Here is a 19,156-nt window from a genome sequence, read left to right on the forward strand (position 1 = left end):
TGATGTCTGTATCACAATAAAGGCACAAAGGATAAGAGGAGGAGGTGGCGGTATGTCGCAATCAACGTTACAGACGGCAATTAAAGAAGAATTGCTATCGCGAATCAAGAGAGGCTATTACGAAGAAGGGAAAAAATTCCCGACGGAGTATGTGCTCTGTGAGGAATTTGATGTCAGTCGGACAACGGTCCGAGGAGCATTGAACCAGTTGACGCAAGAGGGATACTTGATTCGACAACAAGGACGTGGAACGTTCGTTGCGGGCAAAAAAGTCCGACAGACCTTATCGCATACACCGAACAACTACGCCGCTCAATTAGCGGTGCAAGGGAAGCGGGGCGAGGTGTCGCTAATCCAATTATCCGTCGTCTCAGCGACGGATGTCCTGACAGAGGTTTTTGCAGTAGAGGAACAGGCACCGATCCAGAAAATCGAACGGATTCGTCATGCTGACGGCGAACCGACACAATATGAGATTTCATTCATCCCGTGGTCAATTGCTCCAGGAATCACGAAGGAACAGGCGGAGCATTCGTTATTCGATACGTTAGCAAAAGTCTTTGATATCCAGGTGTCGAAAACGACAGAGTCTCTCGAAATCGTTCTAGCCGATGAAGCAATCAGTAGTCATCTGAAATGCCCAGTCAATGCACCGTGTTTCTACATCGAGACGGTAACGGAGGATCAAGGGGGACAGATTATCGAGTATTCACGTTCCTACTTCCGTGGGGATAAGACGAATTTCGTGATCGAACGCTCGTATCGTTAAATTGAATAACGTTGTTGCCGAGAAACGCGAAAAAAGGTTGAATCCATTCACACATCGAAATGGATGCAACCTTTTTGACGTCATGCGTTTTGTTTTAACTTACATCATACTGAGTAAGAGCTGAGGGTGGTGTTCATGTAACGAATCGTCTTGGATATAACGATGATAAGACAATGACGAATCGTTCATATGGAAAAGCGTCAGCTGTCGACTCTCGAAGTCCACTTCTTCTATGTAGACAAGTTCTTTGCTACTTCCAGAATCATAGGTTTGACGCATGGATAAGGGAGTTCGTTCCCGTAAAGCAATGAATAACATGACTTCCATTTTGTAAGTCATAGGAACGGAAGTATCATGGTAAAGATGGATGGATGAATCGATGGAAAGGCAAATCGGTGATTTCATGGTGTGTAACGGTGCAGAATGAGTCATTTCTTTTTGAAGGTGCTGCATGGTAGACCTCCTTATAATAAGAACGTATGTTCATATTATGCGGTGTGGATCCAATTTTTGCAATGTTATTTAACGTCAATGACTTATGAATATGATCTTCACCATCGTTCAAGTTGTATTGTCATAGATAGAACCACGCTTTTCACAAAAAGGATGCTGACATTCTCAAATATCTTGGGATAATCGAATCATATCGATGCACCGAATTCCATTTTCGATAATTTCCTCTTCGTAGTGTCTCAAGAAGAAGTTCATATCGATTCCGACAATCCGAAATCCACATTTTTGGTAAAGTGCTAACTGTCCAATGCTTGAATTTCCTGTTCCGATCTCGATGGTGGTGTATTCCATTGTTTTCGCTTTGCTGATCGCATGTCGTAAAAGATTCATTCCGATACCTTTTCCTCGATGCAACTCATCCACTGCGATATTTACGATTTCGATCGTTTGCGGTCTTGTCGGGAGAAGTACATATACACCAATCCATTGATCATTCCTTTCAGCGACGAAACACCGACCTCTTTTTACATAGCTTTTGACTAACTTTTGAGACGGGTCCGCCATTAGCAAGAGCTCCATTGGTGGATTCTCATGAACGGATAATTGTCGGATGTTCATATTCATTCTCCTCACGGATTAATTGGTATGCGTTTGGTTTAGGTTTTAGAATCATTCTGTTGTATCAATAGCTGGTGGAACGATCATTTAAAAGCATTACGAAGAACCTTTGAGTCTCTGTTGAGCTTTGGAGAAAAAAAGTCGTCATCCGGATGGAGTACCGGAAAACGACTTTTTTCGTTAAATTAAGATCTTGATCGTTTAATTAGTCGGTAGAACCTGTACGACATGCAGGGTAGAGTTTTTCCCGTTCGTTATGGAGTAAGTGAGAGTGCCGTCCTGATAGAGAGGAATGGATACCAACTCTTCAAAGTCCGTCAGAGGAGCGACGGTCTTCGCTTTTAAGTCCGCATACATCAATTGATTGATGCCTTCACGGAAGATGACTTGTGTGTTCGAGAGAAAACGAATGCCACTGATCGTCGTCTGAGCACTTGGAGCGGAATAGTTCAACGCCGTTTGGTTCAATCCGATGGGCTGAAAAATAGCGTCGCCTTCTGTGCCGAGAGCGAAATAGGTGCCGCTACGACTGAAATCAATCAATCCGGACAACTCTTTTTTATACGCACCATCTAATGTCTCAAGCACTCGGACGTTCTTTCCGTTTTTGTAGTGAGACGTGTATAAGGTCACACCGTCATCGCTATCGCGGTGCTCGTATGTGAATAGACCCTCTCGTGTCTTTTCTGTTTTTAAGATGAAGGACTGGAGTGGTATGATCTTTCCGGTTTTTAAGGAATACGTTTTTATCGTGGAAACCGTTTTTTGTTCAGTCGCTTCCTGCGTGATCCAGGACGCACGTGTTGACGTGACATCAATATGCGGCGGGGATGTATCGAAGCGACTTTCACCGGAATCAAGCGTCGTCACCTGATTCGTCGTAATCTTCAGTTGACGAATCGACCATTTTACACCGGTCTTGGTCGGCTGTTCCGTTTCGACCCATAGTAAAAACTCACCTGTACCCGTCATCATCGGGATTGCATGCTTTGTACTATGGACGATTTTGTTATGCTGTCGTTTCGTATCGTATGTATAGATGACGCTCTTACTCTCTTGTAGATCAAAGTAGAAAATCTGGTTTTGATAAGAATACTGTGGATCAATCGAGATACGGTGTTTGCTCAGTAAAGAAGAGAGGTCGTACGTCTTTGTTTTTCCTAACGTAACGCGCTTTGTTAGCTTTTCTAATTCGATGGGGTGTTGGTTCTTTGTATTGATCGATGTTTTCTTGGAGGAAGTGTTCACTTGTTCAGGTGTTACACTATTGTTCTGTTCTACTCGCGGTGTCACTCGTTCTTCCATCATGGAACAACCCGCTGTCGTCCAAACGACGGTGGAAAGGCAAAAGACGGATGCAAATCGACTTAGTTTCAAACTGTACCACTCCTTTTATTTTTTGTATGAAGAAACATGGTTCATTGTTGTACATCATGTGGAGAGGGACTCGGACGACGAGTATGAAGAAACACGAGATACCACCACTTTAATGCGTAGGCAAACAAGAAGACACACATCCATGCCCAAGATCGCAGTGTCATCAAACCTTCGTAAAAATGTCTGAATTCTGTAATGTCGAGACGGTACATGGAGTTCCAAATGAATAATGTAGACATGAAAAGTAGTGCTAACATCGCTCGAATCGATGCTTTTCTCAAGGATGAATGCTTGATCGCAACGAAGATTGCACTGATAAATGTGATGAAAAAGAAAGCGTAGCACAATACCCACACCCACATGTCATTGGTTGGTCCCAATTGGATGACCTCCTTTTAACTTGTCAACGGATTTTGGAAACAATAAGCATAACAAGAATGATCGACATAACTACTAGAATATTTTTCCACAAGAAACAATTGAATCCCTTCTACTGGTCGATAGAGTTTCGTGAAGACCAGATATTATTGACTCATGATTCAAAACGTCAAAAAGGATAGAAGTTCAGAGAGTCCTGAACTTCTATCCTTTATTTCATCGTGATGTGATTTAAAGCTACATATCAATTAGTAACGAATCATACGATCGAAATCATCGTATCGTCGGTCGTAAAGTTCAACATATATTTCCTTGAGGGACTTAATCGCTGTCGCATCGCCAATGATATCTACTACATCTGTCGATACATACAATAGGAAATCTGAGTCATAGAAGACGATGTAAGCTTGCGAGTGCCCTCGATAGACTTACGCAATAGGAGATCATTTCATCTAGCCTTACATGTTTCACATGCGCGTAGACGACACCCGTATGATCGGCTTCTTCTTGCACGATATACTCTTTCCAATTTCGGATCGTGATCGAAGATCCTACTCGTGCCTTTGCTAAGTAGCGCCGATGCTGATCGATTTATGCAGCAACGAATAGAAGATGGATGGATCTGTCTTTTTGAAAAATCGTCTGAAGGATATTTTTTAACTGCGAGGTAGTTAGATCCTCCATTAAAAAACGAATACGGTGTTCAGGTGTTGACTGAAAATACGGTGTTGGCTTCCTGATATCAAAATCAATCTGGAAGCGGGATAAATTCAGCATATAGAAGTCTCCTGATTATATTAGAATTTTGCTAACGTATAGGGAATGTGACGGATAAAGGCATCCAGCTGGATGTCGAAGTACGCTTCAAGATCGAATCGCAGTTGCCTTTCTAAATCAAACAAACACGTCACTAAGATGTCGAGTGGAAAAAGAGTATTCACTCGTTCATCGCCCCATATCGATTGGATGTTACCTTGCTTAGCATGAGGCACCATCGATACGATCGCCCCTTCGTCATCATGGTCAAACTCCACCGAAAAATAATAGAAGGCAGGAGTGAAGGTCGACGTCACCTGTCTTTTCCACCGATACAACGATTTATAAAATTCGAAGATGGATAACGATGTTTCGAGATATAGTGCATGGTCAATCATGATTTTAAAGGTCGCTTCTATCGACAGAATCGTTGGGATATCCTTTGCTGAAGAATTTGAAATAGCGTGCGGTGAATTTAAAAAATCATAGGTACATGTAATTTGAGAAGACATGTTCATCACTCCGGATCATGAATTGATTTTAGGTATACAGTTTGTTTCGTTGACGTATCGGACGAATCCCTAGAGCAATCGAAGCACCGATGCAACTAAACAGGCAACCGATGATTAAAGGAAGAGATAGCGTCGATTCACCAATCAATACTGAAGCAACACCACCGATCAACGGGAATAATGCCACCATATAACCGCTCTTCGCCCCACCAATTCGTTCGACGAGTTTTAAATAAAACAGCCATGCGAGAAATGACGCAATCACGGTTAAATACAATAAGGCAGAAAGATACGTAACGGATATCGGGAGCGTAAGTGGTGTCCCTTGGAACCAGACGATCGCACCCATCAGTAGACCCGCTACGGTAAAGCCAATCGCATTCGCATAGACCGGATTAATCCGTTGCTTAGCGTTACGCGCCGAACTGGCATCACCAATTGACGTCAATACCGTACCGACTAAGGCGATCAAAACACCTTTCAAATCGGTCAGTCCATCGATGCTGTTTAGACTCGGTACAATCAGGACACCGACGCCGAGGATACCAAAACATCCACCAATCCAGACGCGCGCATGGAGGGTCTCTTTTAAAAACAAGCGCAGAGCAATCGGAGTCAGAATGACTTTGAGTGAGAAAATCAAGGTTACGATGGCAGCGGAGCTTAATATCGTCGCGTAATAGAGGCATAAGTAACTCAGAGCGAAATTACAGACGCCGAACACGACGATGAACGGGAAATCCGTCGCGGTAGGTTTGTTCGTTCGTTTGATGAACAGTGCGAAGACGATGAAGAGAATCGCTGTCATCGCTAAACGATAGGTCAAGGATAATTCCAACGTGACAGGTGTTCCTTGGATTTTGACGGCAATGAAATTCAGTCCCCAGACGATCAAACAAAATAGATACATGAAATAGGTCATAGCAGGTCCTCGTTTAAGTAGTTTACTTCCAATTTTTTCTTAAATTTATCGTAACAAAAAAGTACTCCTATTAAATAGATAACAAAAGCAATCACTGACTGTCTGCTGACAGTCAGTGATTGGATATGCTAAATTTCAAATACTATAGGTCGAAAAATACTTAGTTGCCGACTCGACTCCGAATTTAAGAGTTGTCGATTTGGTGATTGCTTCGCCCGATGCGAAGAAGACGTGTTTTTTTGTCACGCGTTACACGAAATACGAGAACGACACGAGAAGCTGAAGGTGCAAAATAAAGATAGCGATCCTTCCAAACATATGGATTACGATTTATGTAGTCAACAGCACGGAAGAGGTGCTACATCAGAATTGACTCTCTAAACAACGATTGGATTCCGTTTTCGCATGATGATCTCGTCAAACGAAACGCCATCATACAGTAAAGCGTCAGGAATCGTTTCAATGATGTGAAAACCGACTTTCTTATACGCAGCGATTGCTCGTTCATTGTGCGAAAACACTTCGAGTTCGAGTTGGTTGAGCTGAAGTTCTTCGAAACAAAATCGGAAGATACACGCGATCGCTTCTGTCCCGTATCCTTGACCGGTCCAGGGGAGGGCACGCAGTGAGATTCGAAAGCCAGCCGTTTCTGAATCTGAATCGATATCAAGAATCGAACACTCGCCAATCGTCTCACCGGACGTCAGGCAAATTGCAAAATCATGACGCGTCGCATCAGCTTGAATCGAGAGAATATGCTGTTCAATCTGTTCGAGCAAAAATGTCGCCGTCGTTCCAGTCAGGTAACGTAATGTCTCATCCTTGGTTTGTTCCAATAAGACATGCGCATCGATCATGTCAATCGGGCGTAGAAAAATCCGTTCTCCAGTCAACTGCATTAAGATCTTCCTTCCTTTATTATGACGAAAGCGTAATCGTTTCGTCAGTTTCCGTCGTAAAATAATGTCTCTTCGTTCGGTCTTGGACGATGAAGACAATCAATCCACCAATTAGTAGGAAGCCAACTGAAGCGACAGTATACGTCAAGCGGATTGATGTCTCGGCATAAAAACCGATCAAGGCAGTCAGTAGAATGACACCAGTCGATTGTACGACGTGGATGCTACTGAGGAATCGTCCCATCAATTCAACGGGGATGTGTGTTTGAGCAAACGTCATGAAGCCAGTGTTCGCGAACGCTAAGGCGAAGGTTAGTAAGAAAAAGCCGATGGCTGAAGTCAAGAACGACGTCGCCGAGGCAAAAATCAAGTACCCGACGGGCGTCATCAGTGCTCCGAACTGAATCAAGAAGCGGAGCGTCAATCGATGCGTGAAAATCGCATTGACGGCAGAGCCACAGATAATACCAACTCCGGCGATACTCACAAGAAAACCGTATGTGCTCTCGTCCAGCTCTAAGACGAACGTTGCAAACGAGGCTTCGAGCGAATCGAGTCCGCTCATCAGGACGATCATCAGAGCATAAAAGGCGTAGACGACAGCAATGTAACGTCGCGTCCGTGCAAAGACAAGCGTCTCCTTCCAATCTGAGAGAATGAGTCGGAGTGAGAAGGGTGTCTTCTCCTTCGACGTAATGTGAACGTTCGGTAAGCAGGACAAGAGGATAGCAGAAAATAGTAGTGCTCCCGCATTCAGTACGATTGCTGTTTTGGGGGAACCAATCAAAAATAAAAACCCGGCAATTGACGGTCCGAGGATGAAACCAGCTGATTGAATGAAGTTCTTTAGGGCATTGAATCGTTGACGGTTGTTCTCTGGGACGAGCTTCGTCATGTAAATCAAGGACGATGTCTCAAAGAGCGTGTTACCGATGTTCAGAATGAAGACGAGCATGTAGAGGACAAACAAGGAATCGATCAGTGTCAACGAAAAGACAAGTGCGGCTCGCGAGACGTCGAGCAACACGAGCAAGCGGCGCTGATTGATGCGATCAATCACACTGCCGGACCAAAGACTCGTCAACAGCGCGGAGATTGGCAATAGAATGTAGAGAACGGAGACAGCAAACGCTGATCCCGTTCGTTCGAGTACAATCAAATTCAAGGCGATGAAGTAGACCCAAGCCCCGATGTTCGAGACACCGACACCAAGTAACAGTAATCCAGGGTATTTCCAATTCGACATACGACACACTCCTTTTTATAGTGTTTCCGCCAATAAAAAAATCCCACCTCCAAGACGTTGGTCTTGGGGACGAGACTGTGCGTGTCGTGGTGCCACCCCTGTTCGCGAAACCGTCACCGGTTCCGCCTTCATCGGTACGACCGCTTGCAAACGGCAAATACCTGAGCTCGATAACGGGAGCACCCGTCACGATATCCCCCAAAGGTTCCACCGTGCTGCTCAGAGGCTTGGTTCGGTCAATGGCTGATGCTCCTTCCCACCAATCGGAGCTCTCTAGGAAAAGCCGAGATGACGTACTGTTCTCTTCGACGCGTTTATTTCATGTAATTTTTCTTATCCTAGCATATGCAGAATGAAACCGCAAAGGATTTTTATCATTTTTTTACAATTATTGAAAAAGATGCATAGGTATCAGAATTTGATAAATGATCAAAATGGTAAAAGATGTAACAGGTTGTATGATACATTGTTATGGTCACGCGTTCACTTTCAAGAAAGTCGTACGAAAGGGGAAAAGAAATGAAACGTTTGATTTTTTTCATATCTCCACTCCTTGTTCTTACCGGAGCTGTCTTTTTCACGACGTTTCGTCCAGTCGAGCAAGCGATCTATTTCTTAATCTTATTTTTACTGACCTGTCTGTCAGCGATGACAGTAGTGGAGCGCATCGTCAAACGTCATGATGTGATCCGTCGACTGAACACGATCCATCCACTGATGGGGATCGTAATGGGGACAGTTGTGCTCGCTGTATTAGTCGGTGGTCTTATATGGTTAGCACCTTCGTTAACGATTCCAAGTCTCGTTGGTCTTCTCATAACCTTCGTCTTCATGTATGGTGGAATCATCGTTCTCGGTTTCATCGTCAGCTGTTTTTTCGAAGGCATCACGCGCCAACCGAAGGATCAATTGATTCGTCCAGTCTTTCTGTTTATCGGGACAGGCTACCTCATCTTGACCGTCTTCGGTATCGTGCAACTCTACAATCAAACAGGATGAAATAGAGCCTCCATGACTGATGCGTCGAGGAGGCTCTTGTATTTACTGGACTTTTAGCGAGAACCCGAATTGTCCGTCGCCTTTTTCCCAGCGAGATTGCAATTCATAGGCATAAACACCTGGTTTTGTCGGTGCTTTGAATTGGTCATCTTTTAACGTCACACTCGAAGACTTTTTCTGGTCATTCCATTGTGTCAGTTCCATGCTTTCAATAGTACCAGAGAGTTCGATACTGACAGGCTCACCGGCAGAAACGACAATCGGCTTTTGTCCTTTAACCAGATCAAGACCGTCGCGATATGTTTTATCGACACATTGACTACGGAGTAAACTATCCCAGCAATATGAGCCTTGAACGGTCGGGACATCCTTTCCTTGCGCCTCGACTTCTGGATTTGGTGGTGCGCCACGGAAAGGTTCGAAGACGATGATGCACACGATGAGAATCAATAGGACGGCTAATGCTAAGCCACGTTTCATGGGACACCTCCTCGGTATTTTCTTTATTTTACCAAAATGAATGATGGGTCATGAATGAGCTTCTACAAAAGGGGTATGGATATTTCAAAAAGTGGAGTCATTAAAAAGTTGGATTTAATTCTTTACTAATCGTTCTAGAAAGAGTATCTTGTAGATAAGCTATTTGAGAACGTTCAGTCTAGAATAGAAAAGAATGCGAGGGAAATGACCATGGCACGCAGTAAGGAATTTGATGAACAGGTCGTCTTACGAAAAGCAATGGACGTATTTTGGGCACAAGGTTATGAGAAGACATCGATGCAAGATCTCGTCGATCAGATGGGCATCCATCGCCGGAGCATCTATGATACCTTCGGGGATAAACATTCATTGTTCGTAGCCGCATTAGCAGAATACGAACGATTCATCACAAAAGAGATGGAACGAATCATCGATCGGAGCCCGTCGGTCAAACAAGCGATTCGAGATGTCTTCTTGTTCATTCTCGAGTCGGCAACGGACAATCCGAAAGGTTGCCTGTCCGTCAATACGGCAGTCGAATTATCATTGCTTGATACGAAAATTGATGAAATCGTCACGGACATGTTCCGTAAAACAGAAGCGATGCTACAACAACTGATTGAGCAGGGACAGTCGACAGGTGAAGTGTCGTCAGCCATCCATGCCAAACAGACAGCACGTTTCTTACACAATAATCTCGTTGGACTTCGTGTTCTCGTAAAAACAGACTATGATCAAGAGGAATTAGAAAGTGTCATCAATCTGGCCGTCCGCGTGCTGGATTGACTTTCTTTTTGACTATTCTAGAACGTTCATTCTAAAAACATTGGAGGAATTCATTATGACAACGCAACTCCCGACAACATCTTCATTCATCGAAGTAGCAGGTACACGGTTCGCCTATCGAGAAATGGGAACGACTCACGGTACGCCACTCGTCTTATTCGTTCATTTCAGAGGAACGATCGAGAACTGGGATCCGGCTTTACTCACAGCACTCGCAAAACAGCGTCCACTCATCTTGTTTGACAATACAGGCGTCGGAGAAACGAACGGTGAAACACCGACGAGCGTTTCTGAAATGGCAGCAGACGCAGCAGCATTCATTCGCGCACTCGGACATGCACAGGTCGATCTGCTCGGGTTCTCAATCGGAGGAATGGTTGCCCAAGAAGTCGCGTTGCAACATGGTGACCTCGTCCGTAAATTAATCTTAGCGGGTACGGCACCCGAGTCAGGGATTCATCCACGTCCAGAGATCTTCGAACGGATGAACCGTCACGGCGGAACTGAAGAAGATGGTGTCGCCGACTTCATGTTCTTCTTCTATGGACAGACTTCAACGAGCCAAGCAGCCGGAATGGCATCGCTAAAGCGAATCTTCGCTCAGAAGCAGTTCGATAGTTCGGAGCAAGTCAAGCAGGCACAGATGGAAGCAATCGGGAAATGGGCACATCCGCAACCAAATTCGAACTATCAATGGTTGCGCTCGATCTCACACCCGACGCTCGTAACGAACGGGATCGAAGACGTGATGGTACCGACAGCGAACAGTTATCTGCTGACGGAACACATCCCGAATGCACAGCTGATTATCTATCCGGATTCTGGTCATGGTCACTTGTTCCAGTTCCCAGAACAGTTCGCAGCACACGTGGCATTATTCCTAGACGGAGATCTTGTCTAAAAAGGAGACGATTTGAACATGACCTACACGATGAAGGCAGCACAAATTGATAAATATTCAAAACGGATCGAAGCAAGTGTGAACGAAGTGGCGATTCCTAACATTGCGGACCATCAAGTGTTGATCCGTGTCAAAGCGGCAGCCATCAATCCGCTCGAAATGCTAATCATGACAGGGAGCGTCAAATTGATTCAGGATTATTCTTTCCCGCTCACACTCGGCAATGAATTAGCAGGTGTCGTCGAGCAGGTCGGAAAAAGCGTCACGACATTTCAAGTAGGGGACGACGTCTATTCCCGATTGCCGATCGATCAAATTGGAGCGTTTGCTTCTTTTGTCGCAGTCGATGCGTCAGCGATCGCTCGGATGCCGCGGAATCTCTCGTATGACGAAGCAGCAGCCATCGCTTTGACTGGATTAACGGCGTATCAAGGATTACATGAAGAGTTAAACGTCAAACCAGGAAAGAAGGTCTTCATTCCAGGAGGATCGGGTAGTTTCGGTCAGATGGCGGTACCGCTAGCGAAGGAAGCAGGACTTGATGTTATTGTCAGTGGGAATACGGCATCACGTGACCGAATGCTTGCACTCGGTGCAAGTGAATACGTCGATTACACGAAACAGGACTATACGCAGGTCGTATCGAACGTCGATTATGTGATCGATACGCTCGGACCGAACGAATTCAAAAAGGAGTTAGGAACGTTAAAACGAGGGGGACGATTACTGTCGCTTCGGACAGGCCCGAACAAACGCTTCGCTGAAGACCGTAAGTTCCCGTTTTGGAAACGAAAACTGTTTGCACTCGCAGGTGCAGGATACGACCGGACAGCAAAAAAACACGATGTCGAGTATCGCTTCATCTTCGTACGGGCAGAGGGAAAACAGCTGACGAAAATTACAGACATCGTCGAACAACAACAGATCAAACCGGTCCTGCACCCAAAACGTTTTTCGATTAACGAGATTAACGAAGCCTTGACGCTTGTCGCGACGGGTCGTCCGGAAGGCAAGGTGATCGTGACATGGTAAATCGACCTCTGTCGCAAAAGACGACGCTCATCACGGGGGTGTCAGGTGGGATTGGCAAGGAACTCGCGGACCGCTTCGCAACAGGCGGATCAAACCTCGTGCTCGTCGCACGTAGCGGGAAGACACTCGAACGCCTTGCGACCGATTATCGTAAAAACTACGGCATCGAAGTGACCGTAATCGTCAAAGACGTCGCAAGTCCCGGTGTACCGCTAGCGATCAAACAAGAACTTGATGCTCGTCAGATTCACGTCGACTACCTCGTCAATAATGCTGGCTTTGGACTCTATGGACCGTTTCTTGAGACGGATCTCAATCAGGAACTGAACATGATTGATGTCAACATCCGCGCTTTGACGGAAATGACGAAACGATTTTTGCCAGCGATGGTCGAACGAGGAACAGGTGGCATCCTAAACGTTTCATCGATGGTCGGCTTTTTCCCAGGACCTTTGATGTCCGTCTATTATGCTTCGAAGTCTTTCGTCCTCTCGTTTACGGAAGCGATCGAAAATGAAGTCAGCGGTAGCGGTGTGACGGTGACTGCGCTTTGTCCGGGCGTGACGGCGACAGGATTCGTCGACCGGGCAGGGATGGGTCAATCGAAGCTCTTTCGTCAAGGGAATGTCATGAATGCCGGTCGAGTCGCGGATGAAGCATATGCTGGATTTTTACGAGGGGAACGACTGATTATTCCTGGAAAGCAAAATCGAGTACTGGCGAATGTCCCTCGTTTTCTGCCGCGCAAGATGATGACCCGAATCGTACGGAAGATGCAGGCGACAGGACGCTGAAGTGAAAAAGTGGCTTTCTCTCATGAAAAGGGTAAAGAGCATGGAAACAGGTAATTCTGAAACGAGAGAAAGTGAGGCAAAAAACATGAAAGCAGTCATGGTCACAGGGCATGGTGGGCTCGAGCAACTCGCCTATATCGATCAAGAAACACCACAACCAAAACAAGGTGAGGTACTGATTGAAATTAAAGCATGTGCCTTAAATAATACAGAAATCTGGATGCGCGAAGGGGCATATGGTGCGGAGAGTGAGTCGGGCTGGAAAGCAGAAGGGGTGCAATTTCCGCGGATTCCCGGTTCAGACATCAGCGGTCGAATCGTTGCGGTCGGAGACGGTGTCGCAGAATCAGAAATCGGGCGCGACGTCGTCTTGTTCCCATTCACGGCAAGCGGAGAAATCAAAGACGAACAGAGTGCCGAAGACTTATCGTTCATCGGGTCTGAGTATGACGGTGGCTACGCGGAGTATGTGTGCTGGCCGATTGAACTCTGTTACGACATGCCGCTTGAATCCTATACGGACAGTGCCGTCTTCTCGGTCAGCGGTCTGACGGCGTGGCATATGGTCGAGCAACTAGACTTACAAAAAGGACAAATCGTTCTTGTAACAGGAGCGAGTGGGGGTGTCGGCTCACTTAACGTCCAGATTGCAGCAAGCGTCTTCGGGGCTCGAGTCGTTGCGCTCGTCGGTGATCTTAAGCTGAAGGATCAATTGCAAGCACTCGGAGCAGAAGTGGTCGTTTCGTACCGTGAGTCGGATTGGGATCAGCAAGTGATGGAAGCAATCGGTCCGGTTGATGCGATTCTCGATGTCGTCGGCGATGCCGTCTTCAAACAAGGTCTTGATCTGTTGAAACGTGGTGGAACGTACTGCATTTCGGGGTCATCCGGTGGTCAAGTGACGTCGCTTGATTTTCGGACGCTCTATCTAAAGCATATTCGTCTGCAAGGATCAGTCCTAGGTAATCGTCATGATTACGAGAAGTTACTTGACGCGATTCGAACGAAAACGATTCAGCCTGTCATCGACCGGACATTCCCACTCGCTGAAGCGCGTGAAGCGCAAGCCTATTTCAAACAAGCCGGTAAATTCGGGAAGGTCGTCTTGCTACCCTAAATGAAAAAAGAACAAAACGAGCTATCTGATTCCTTTTAAGGAAAGGATAGCTCGCTTTCGTATCGATCTATAGATTACGCGTTAGGGAAAATATGATAGAGCGTGAGCATCGAACTGACAGGTTCGTCTTCCGTGTAATCCGTGAATTCCTCTTTTGATTGATAAATTGTATACGTATTGTGTGGGAACAGTTCCGTTATCCATTCTGGAACATCTGTAGAAAGTGGAAGCGACTGAGTCCGTTCAAGTGGAAACGGTGTTCCGACCGGATTCGGTGTGTGGACATGTATTGCGTCTTGCGAAGCATCCTCGAGTGCGATTGTCATGTAAATCTGATGCTCCATCTGTTTTTCTTGTAGTTTTTGCTGCATATCCTGTAAGGCGAACAACGCGATTCGAAGGTGTGCTTTACGAATGCGTAGACTCGTGTTGCCATGTCCATAAAAGTCAGGATGCATATGCCAGTCGTTGAACCAGTCGTCTGAATCAATATAGGAGGGAGAAGAAAAGCTTTTAAATTCAAGTGCGAGATTTTTAAAATAACGGCGTTTACCGCGAAATTTTTTCATGATTCGTCGACCTTTCAAGTTAAGTATATGTACATATTATCATGTCGTATCAAGACCATCTTATCTATTGAACGACGCACAGTCATAATACGATGTTCAATTATTATCTTTAAAATCATATTCAAATCATTCATAAATATTTTTATGATACTCTAAATAAATCATTATTTGTCTTATGTATCTAGTGTTTTTATAATCAGGGAGAGAGTAAATCCAAAGGAGAACACTACATGATTGATTTTGAATGGTATCGGAGTTTCATCCATGTCTACCAACAACGTTCCGTCTCAGCAGCGGCCCGAATTCGTTTTTTAACACAACCGGCGGTCAGTCAGCATATCGCGGCGCTCGAGGCAGAACTCGAGACATCCTTGTTCATCCGTGCGCCACGGCAAATGATTCCGACCGACGCAGGAAAAGCGCTCTATACTCAAGTCGTCGGACTGATCGACCGGCTCGAGGCATTATCGCTGGAGATGAAATACGAAGCAGGGGAACAACCTCGTCCACTCTTAAAGTTCGGGGGACCGACGGAATTCGTCACGCATGGCGTCGTGCCAAAACTCCCGCTTGACGTCGCGCAATTCACGGCAGTCTTCGATTTGACGGTACCACTGTTGCAACGCTTACTTGCAAATGAGCTCGATTTCATCATCGCGACGAAACGGATCGATGAGCCGGGTGTCCAGTACGTCCCGATTGCCGACGAACGTTTTCATTTAATTGCTCCGATCAACTACGACGTTCCGGAAACGGATCTGAAGGAATGGATGGACCGACAGCGCTGGATTAGCTATGGACTTGAGTTGCCGATCATTCGTCGTTACTATCAGACACAATTCGGGGAACGACCAGGGATTCGACCAGAAATGATTTTACCGAACGTCGACGCGATTCTAAAAGCGATCGAGGCGGGGCACGGCATTAGTGTTCTACCGGACTATCTCGTCGAAGCGGCGATTAACGCTGGACGGGTACAACGGATTGCGCCAGAACGATTCGCGACGAACCAGTTGTATGTCGCCTATCGATCCGATTCACGCCATGACCCAGTGCTACAACAGGTGATCGAGGCATTAAGTTGAATAAGATGAAAAAAGTCCAATCCTCAAGCAAATGCTGAGAGGATTGGACTTTTTTAGTATGAAATATACCTTACTTCGATATGTCATGTAAGAACGTCAAGTTTCGATCAGCGACGAGACTGGAACTGTTTCCTCGATAGGCTTGATAGTGCGGTGAAGCGACATGCTGATCGAATGCGTCCTGATCACGCCATTGTTCGTAAAAGTAGAAGACATTCGGATCGTCGACGGCTCGGTGTGCCTGATACGTCAGGCAACCTGCCTCCGACCGCGAAGGTGCAAGCACACCTTCGATGATTGAAGCGAGCTGTTCGCCTTGATTCGGATGCGCTTCGATCCGGGCAATCAGTTGAATCATCGATAGAACCTCCTATGAAAAGAGATCCTTCATCCAAAGGATCTCTTGTTTCGATTAGTTGAGTGTATGAATGACGGCTTTCGCGACCGCGATTGTGGATTGTGGATTTTGACCCGTGACGAGGTTTCCGTCGACTTGGACGTTTTCCGTAAAGTTGTCAGCCGTGATGACGTTCGCACCGAGTTCACGAAGACGTGTCTCGAGCAAGAATGGCATGTAGACGTCAAGACCTGTCGCGCGTTCTTCTTCATCCGTGAACGTTGCGATCGTCTTTCCAGCGACGAGTGGTGTTCCGTCTGAGAGTGTCGCACTGACGAGTCCAGCTGGTCCGTGGCAGACCGCAGCGACCGTCTTGTTCGCTTCAAACAATGTCCGAAGGGCGTTGTTCAAGGCATCACTTTGTGGCAAGTCGAACATCGTACCGTGTCCACCTGGCATGAAGATTGCATCGAATGCTGAGAAGTCCTGGATTGCTTTTAAATCAAGTGTCTCTTTCAAGAGTGGAGCTGTCGCTTGGATCTCAGCTGGGACTTCCTCTTCTAGGCTCCGTGCGTCGATTGGTGATTCGCCGCCGTTCGGGCTTGCGACCGTGACGGTATATCCTGCGTTTTTGAATTCGATGTACGCTTCCGCGAACTCAGACAACCAAAGTCCAGTTGCGTGACCTTCTTTCATTTCTTTCGCGTTCGTGACAACCATTAAGATGTGTTTACTCATGATGTGTTCCTCCTTTTTCGTTTGCCGATTGGCTACGTGATTAGAATACGCCTGACTGAAACGAAAAACAAATTAATAAAAATGTGTATATCGATAAATAAATTTATAGATAAAAATTAAAACTACTTCCGACTATTGCGTCGAAAGTAGTCTGAAAAAGTGGATTAACGTACGTCAGAAGAATAGTTAGATAGCATCGAGTGACTTCGTATTGTCACAATGACACTCGCAAGACTTGCAACCGTTCCGAGGACGGCGACGATAATTGTCGAAGAACCATTCGGAATCAAGAAGCCGACCGGAATTAGTCCGACGAAGCTAAAGACGATCAGTGATTGATAAATGACATTGACGATCTTCAGTACAGGGTGCTCGAAAAACGATAGGATGAGTGGTGGTAGGAATAAGAAGACAATTAGTCCAATCGCCATGTAGACCGATAACGGCTCCTCAAACGAGATGGTATTGCCTGTTGAATGGCGTGCTGCGACGAGCACGGCGACGATCGCGACGCATAAGGTTACACAAACGAACGTTAACCGTTTTAGCATATGAACCCCTCCTTTTCACTCTAATTCCATAATAAACCAATTGTCAAAGGGAAGACAATCTTTTTCCGGACGCCCAATGATGACGAATCGCCTCGATGATGATGTCGGGACGATCCCAGTGCAACAGATGCCCGGTTTCCGGAACGAGATGGATCGTCGTATTCGTCAAATCGTGTAACAGATTCGTCGCCTGAAGTCGAATTGGTATTTGATCCGTCGGTAACGTCGCGACATATAACTGAATAGGTGACCCCTTAATATCTGCTAGAAAATCAAGGACATCATCGTAGTGAAGTGCGCGTACGATCGCAGCAGCGGTCGCTCCACGCGCATGCCAGTGATAACGTCCGTTTTCTAGACGAAGCAAGTCGGTACCCGCCTTGTCAAGAGCAGGGGAGCGACGTGCATCCGGAGCATAGACAGCAACGTCTAAAAATTCGTCCCATGTCGCGACAGAGTCTTCGAAGTCACGTTCGTAAAAAGCGACTTCCTCTTCGACTGACATCCCGTACAGCCGTTTACTATGATAGCCACCGTCGATCAGAATCGTACCGAGCACTCGATTAGCATGTTCAATTAAATAATAGAGCGAGAGGACACTTCCCCATGAGTGGGACAAAGCATAGAACTGACGAATATCGAGTATATGTAGGACCTCATCGATCCAGTCCGTGAGTGGCTTCATGCGATAGTGTAGAGGATCTGTAAAAGCTGCTGTTTTTCCGTGACCGGGTAAGTCGAGCGCGATGGTGCGAAATTCGCTTGCGAGTGCTTCTGCGATTTCGATGAAGCTAAGACTTGTACTGCCGAGTCCGTGGAGGCAAACGATCGTCGGAAGGTCTTGTGTTCCCCATTCCGTGATGTGAACCGCTTGCTGCTGACAGTTAATTGTGTAACGTTTCATCCTACTACTCCCTTAGAAAGCGTTTCTTTCACTGTACCATAAGGAAAATATCGGGATTTGAAAAATAAGGAAACTTTCTGCGGGAACTAGCGTAGAACAGATGATACGTCATTTACATAAAGGAGACTTCAAATGGAAACAATCATCACGATGCTCTTAACGGTCATTACTTTATATGGACTCGGAGTCCTTGTTACGAAGCTAAAAGATCGATTGCGTTAATCAAAAATACGTCTAAAGGAGTCGACCATGTTTCCGATCCTCAAACAAGAATTCACGAGCAGCTTTAAAAGTATCAAAGCGATTTTGTTGATCCTCTTTCTGACGATCAGCTCAGTCTTTACAGCGTCCTATTTGACGAGACATCCGGAACTGCTCGCTGGAGTCAATCAATCGTCCGTCTATACATCAAGCATTAAATTCTTCATTCTATTCTTCGGTTTTCTGTTTGTCTCCGCGCTATCGCATGACATTATCAACCGTGAAATCGAGACGCGGACGATTCGTTTACTCGTCACGAAGACATCGCGCTTCCGAATCATAGCGGAGAAGTTTCTTGGATCTTTGTTCTTCTGGTGCGCAACGCTTTCGATTAACTTTTTGATTGTTTCGCTCTATGCGAAGCAGTTGTTCTGGATGGACTATGTAACGATCCTGATTGTCATCATCTACATCACGAGTTTTAATATCTTCTTATCGACGATGATCACGAAGCCTGGTTTGACGATGTTTCTTGGTATCTTTTTCGGAATTATCGTACCGATCATCGGCTTATGGTCGGCGTTCTCGGAGAAGTGGTACATGGTACCGTTTCAATACATCTTGCCGTATCATGCCGTCATCGTTTCTGGAATTCAACTGCTAATACCTGTGTTATGGAGTGGACTGTTCTTGGCGATTGCTTACTTAAAGCTCAAACGAAAGGATTTATAA

At 45.8% G+C, this 19,156-nt stretch carries 23 protein-coding genes and 1 other annotated feature; of the genes, 9 read left to right on the forward strand and 14 right to left on the reverse strand.

Annotation, left to right across the window (positions count from 1 at the left end; all coding sequences use genetic code 11):
* Positions 1–52: 52 nt before the first annotated feature.
* Complete coding sequence (locus ADM98_RS09005; RefSeq protein ID WP_053453186.1) at positions 53–769, forward strand: GntR family transcriptional regulator; 717 nt, start codon at positions 53–55, stop codon at positions 767–769.
* A gap of 99 nt (positions 770–868) precedes the next feature.
* Here the strand turns inward: ADM98_RS09005 and ADM98_RS09010 are convergent, their stop codons facing one another.
* From ADM98_RS09010 to ADM98_RS09050, 8 genes are all read right to left on the reverse strand, one after another.
* Entirely contained in the window at positions 869–1,222 is a 354-nt protein-coding gene (locus tag ADM98_RS09010; RefSeq protein WP_053453187.1) for a hypothetical protein, read from the reverse strand.
* A 165-nt stretch (positions 1,223–1,387) separates the two neighbouring features.
* Positions 1,388–1,840 (reverse strand): GNAT family N-acetyltransferase, encoded by a 453-nt coding sequence (locus tag ADM98_RS09015; RefSeq protein WP_053453188.1) that lies wholly within the window; start codon positions 1,838–1,840, stop codon positions 1,388–1,390.
* A gap of 201 nt (positions 1,841–2,041) precedes the next feature.
* Positions 2,042–3,217, reverse strand: coding sequence for a hypothetical protein (locus tag ADM98_RS09020; protein WP_053453189.1), 1,176 nt, complete (start codon positions 3,215–3,217; stop codon positions 2,042–2,044).
* A gap of 41 nt (positions 3,218–3,258) precedes the next feature.
* Positions 3,259–3,597 carry a hypothetical protein gene (locus ADM98_RS09025; protein ID WP_053453190.1) on the reverse strand — a complete coding sequence of 113 codons (339 nt, stop codon included), beginning with the start codon at positions 3,595–3,597 and terminating at the stop codon, positions 3,259–3,261.
* Positions 3,598–4,392: 795 nt separating this feature from the next.
* Entirely contained in the window at positions 4,393–4,863 is a 471-nt protein-coding gene (locus ADM98_RS09035) for a DUF7878 domain-containing protein (protein ID WP_053453192.1), read from the reverse strand.
* A gap of 28 nt (positions 4,864–4,891) precedes the next feature.
* On the reverse strand, positions 4,892–5,785 hold the full coding sequence (locus tag ADM98_RS09040; protein ID WP_053453193.1) for a DMT family transporter: 894 nt from the start codon (positions 5,783–5,785) through the stop codon (positions 4,892–4,894).
* A 377-nt stretch (positions 5,786–6,162) separates the two neighbouring features.
* The gene (locus tag ADM98_RS09045; RefSeq protein ID WP_053453194.1) at positions 6,163–6,684 is read right to left on the reverse strand and encodes a GNAT family N-acetyltransferase; all 522 of its coding nucleotides are present in this window, start codon (positions 6,682–6,684) and stop codon (positions 6,163–6,165) included.
* A 19-nt stretch (positions 6,685–6,703) separates the two neighbouring features.
* The gene (locus tag ADM98_RS09050) at positions 6,704–7,930 is read right to left on the reverse strand and encodes an MFS transporter (RefSeq protein WP_053453195.1); all 1,227 of its coding nucleotides are present in this window, start codon (positions 7,928–7,930) and stop codon (positions 6,704–6,706) included.
* A gap of 62 nt (positions 7,931–7,992) precedes the next feature.
* Positions 7,993–8,248, reverse strand: a binding site (T-box leader).
* Between the two features lie 201 nt (positions 8,249–8,449).
* On the opposite strand from ADM98_RS09050, the gene ADM98_RS09055 reads away from it, so the two are divergent.
* Complete coding sequence (locus ADM98_RS09055) at positions 8,450–8,929, forward strand: hypothetical protein (protein ID WP_053453196.1); 480 nt, start codon at positions 8,450–8,452, stop codon at positions 8,927–8,929.
* A gap of 42 nt (positions 8,930–8,971) precedes the next feature.
* Here ADM98_RS09055 and ADM98_RS09060 read toward each other — a convergent pair whose 3' ends face one another.
* Positions 8,972–9,409, reverse strand: a complete 438-nt coding sequence (locus ADM98_RS09060; RefSeq protein ID WP_053453197.1) for a hypothetical protein — start codon at positions 9,407–9,409, stop codon at positions 8,972–8,974.
* A 210-nt stretch (positions 9,410–9,619) separates the two neighbouring features.
* On the opposite strand from ADM98_RS09060, the gene ADM98_RS09065 reads away from it, so the two are divergent.
* From ADM98_RS09065 to ADM98_RS09085, 5 genes are all read left to right on the forward strand, one after another.
* Complete coding sequence (locus tag ADM98_RS09065; protein WP_053453198.1) at positions 9,620–10,195, forward strand: TetR/AcrR family transcriptional regulator; 576 nt, start codon at positions 9,620–9,622, stop codon at positions 10,193–10,195.
* Between the two features lie 55 nt (positions 10,196–10,250).
* Positions 10,251–11,096: an alpha/beta fold hydrolase gene (locus ADM98_RS09070; RefSeq protein WP_082318525.1), complete on the forward strand. Its 846-nt coding sequence runs from the start codon at positions 10,251–10,253 to the stop codon at positions 11,094–11,096.
* Positions 11,097–11,114: 18 nt separating this feature from the next.
* Entirely contained in the window at positions 11,115–12,128 is a 1,014-nt protein-coding gene (locus tag ADM98_RS09075) for an NADP-dependent oxidoreductase (protein WP_053453199.1), read from the forward strand.
* Positions 12,122–12,922, forward strand: a complete 801-nt coding sequence (locus tag ADM98_RS09080) for an SDR family NAD(P)-dependent oxidoreductase (protein ID WP_053453200.1) — start codon at positions 12,122–12,124, stop codon at positions 12,920–12,922. The genes ADM98_RS09075 and ADM98_RS09080 overlap by 7 nt, the downstream gene beginning before the upstream one ends.
* A gap of 85 nt (positions 12,923–13,007) precedes the next feature.
* The gene (locus ADM98_RS09085; RefSeq protein WP_053454519.1) at positions 13,008–14,039 is read left to right on the forward strand and encodes a zinc-binding dehydrogenase; all 1,032 of its coding nucleotides are present in this window, start codon (positions 13,008–13,010) and stop codon (positions 14,037–14,039) included.
* Between the two features lie 74 nt (positions 14,040–14,113).
* Here ADM98_RS09085 and ADM98_RS09090 read toward each other — a convergent pair whose 3' ends face one another.
* Positions 14,114–14,608: a hypothetical protein gene (locus ADM98_RS09090; RefSeq protein ID WP_053453201.1), complete on the reverse strand. Its 495-nt coding sequence runs from the start codon at positions 14,606–14,608 to the stop codon at positions 14,114–14,116.
* Between the two features lie 230 nt (positions 14,609–14,838).
* On the opposite strand from ADM98_RS09090, the gene ADM98_RS09095 reads away from it, so the two are divergent.
* A complete protein-coding gene (locus ADM98_RS09095; RefSeq protein ID WP_053453202.1) occupies positions 14,839–15,693 on the forward strand; it encodes a LysR family transcriptional regulator in 855 nt (284 codons plus the stop codon).
* Positions 15,694–15,763: 70 nt separating this feature from the next.
* Here the strand turns inward: ADM98_RS09095 and ADM98_RS09100 are convergent, their stop codons facing one another.
* The 4 genes from ADM98_RS09100 to ADM98_RS09115 form a co-directional block, all read right to left on the reverse strand.
* Complete coding sequence (locus ADM98_RS09100; RefSeq protein WP_053453203.1) at positions 15,764–16,051, reverse strand: putative quinol monooxygenase; 288 nt, start codon at positions 16,049–16,051, stop codon at positions 15,764–15,766.
* A gap of 54 nt (positions 16,052–16,105) precedes the next feature.
* Positions 16,106–16,768 carry a type 1 glutamine amidotransferase domain-containing protein gene (locus ADM98_RS09105; protein ID WP_053453204.1) on the reverse strand — a complete coding sequence of 221 codons (663 nt, stop codon included), beginning with the start codon at positions 16,766–16,768 and terminating at the stop codon, positions 16,106–16,108.
* Positions 16,769–16,932: 164 nt separating this feature from the next.
* Positions 16,933–17,319, reverse strand: a complete 387-nt coding sequence (locus ADM98_RS09110; protein WP_053453205.1) for a hypothetical protein — start codon at positions 17,317–17,319, stop codon at positions 16,933–16,935.
* Between the two features lie 43 nt (positions 17,320–17,362).
* A complete protein-coding gene (locus tag ADM98_RS09115; RefSeq protein ID WP_053453206.1) occupies positions 17,363–18,223 on the reverse strand; it encodes an alpha/beta fold hydrolase in 861 nt (286 codons plus the stop codon).
* Positions 18,224–18,472: 249 nt separating this feature from the next.
* Here ADM98_RS09115 and ADM98_RS09120 point away from each other — a divergent pair, with 249 nt between their 5' ends.
* Entirely contained in the window at positions 18,473–19,156 is a 684-nt protein-coding gene (locus tag ADM98_RS09120; protein ID WP_053453207.1) for an ABC transporter permease, read from the forward strand.

This window comes from Exiguobacterium sp. BMC-KP (assembly GCF_001275385.1).
Lineage (GTDB): Bacteria > Bacillota > Bacilli > Exiguobacteriales > Exiguobacteriaceae > Exiguobacterium_A.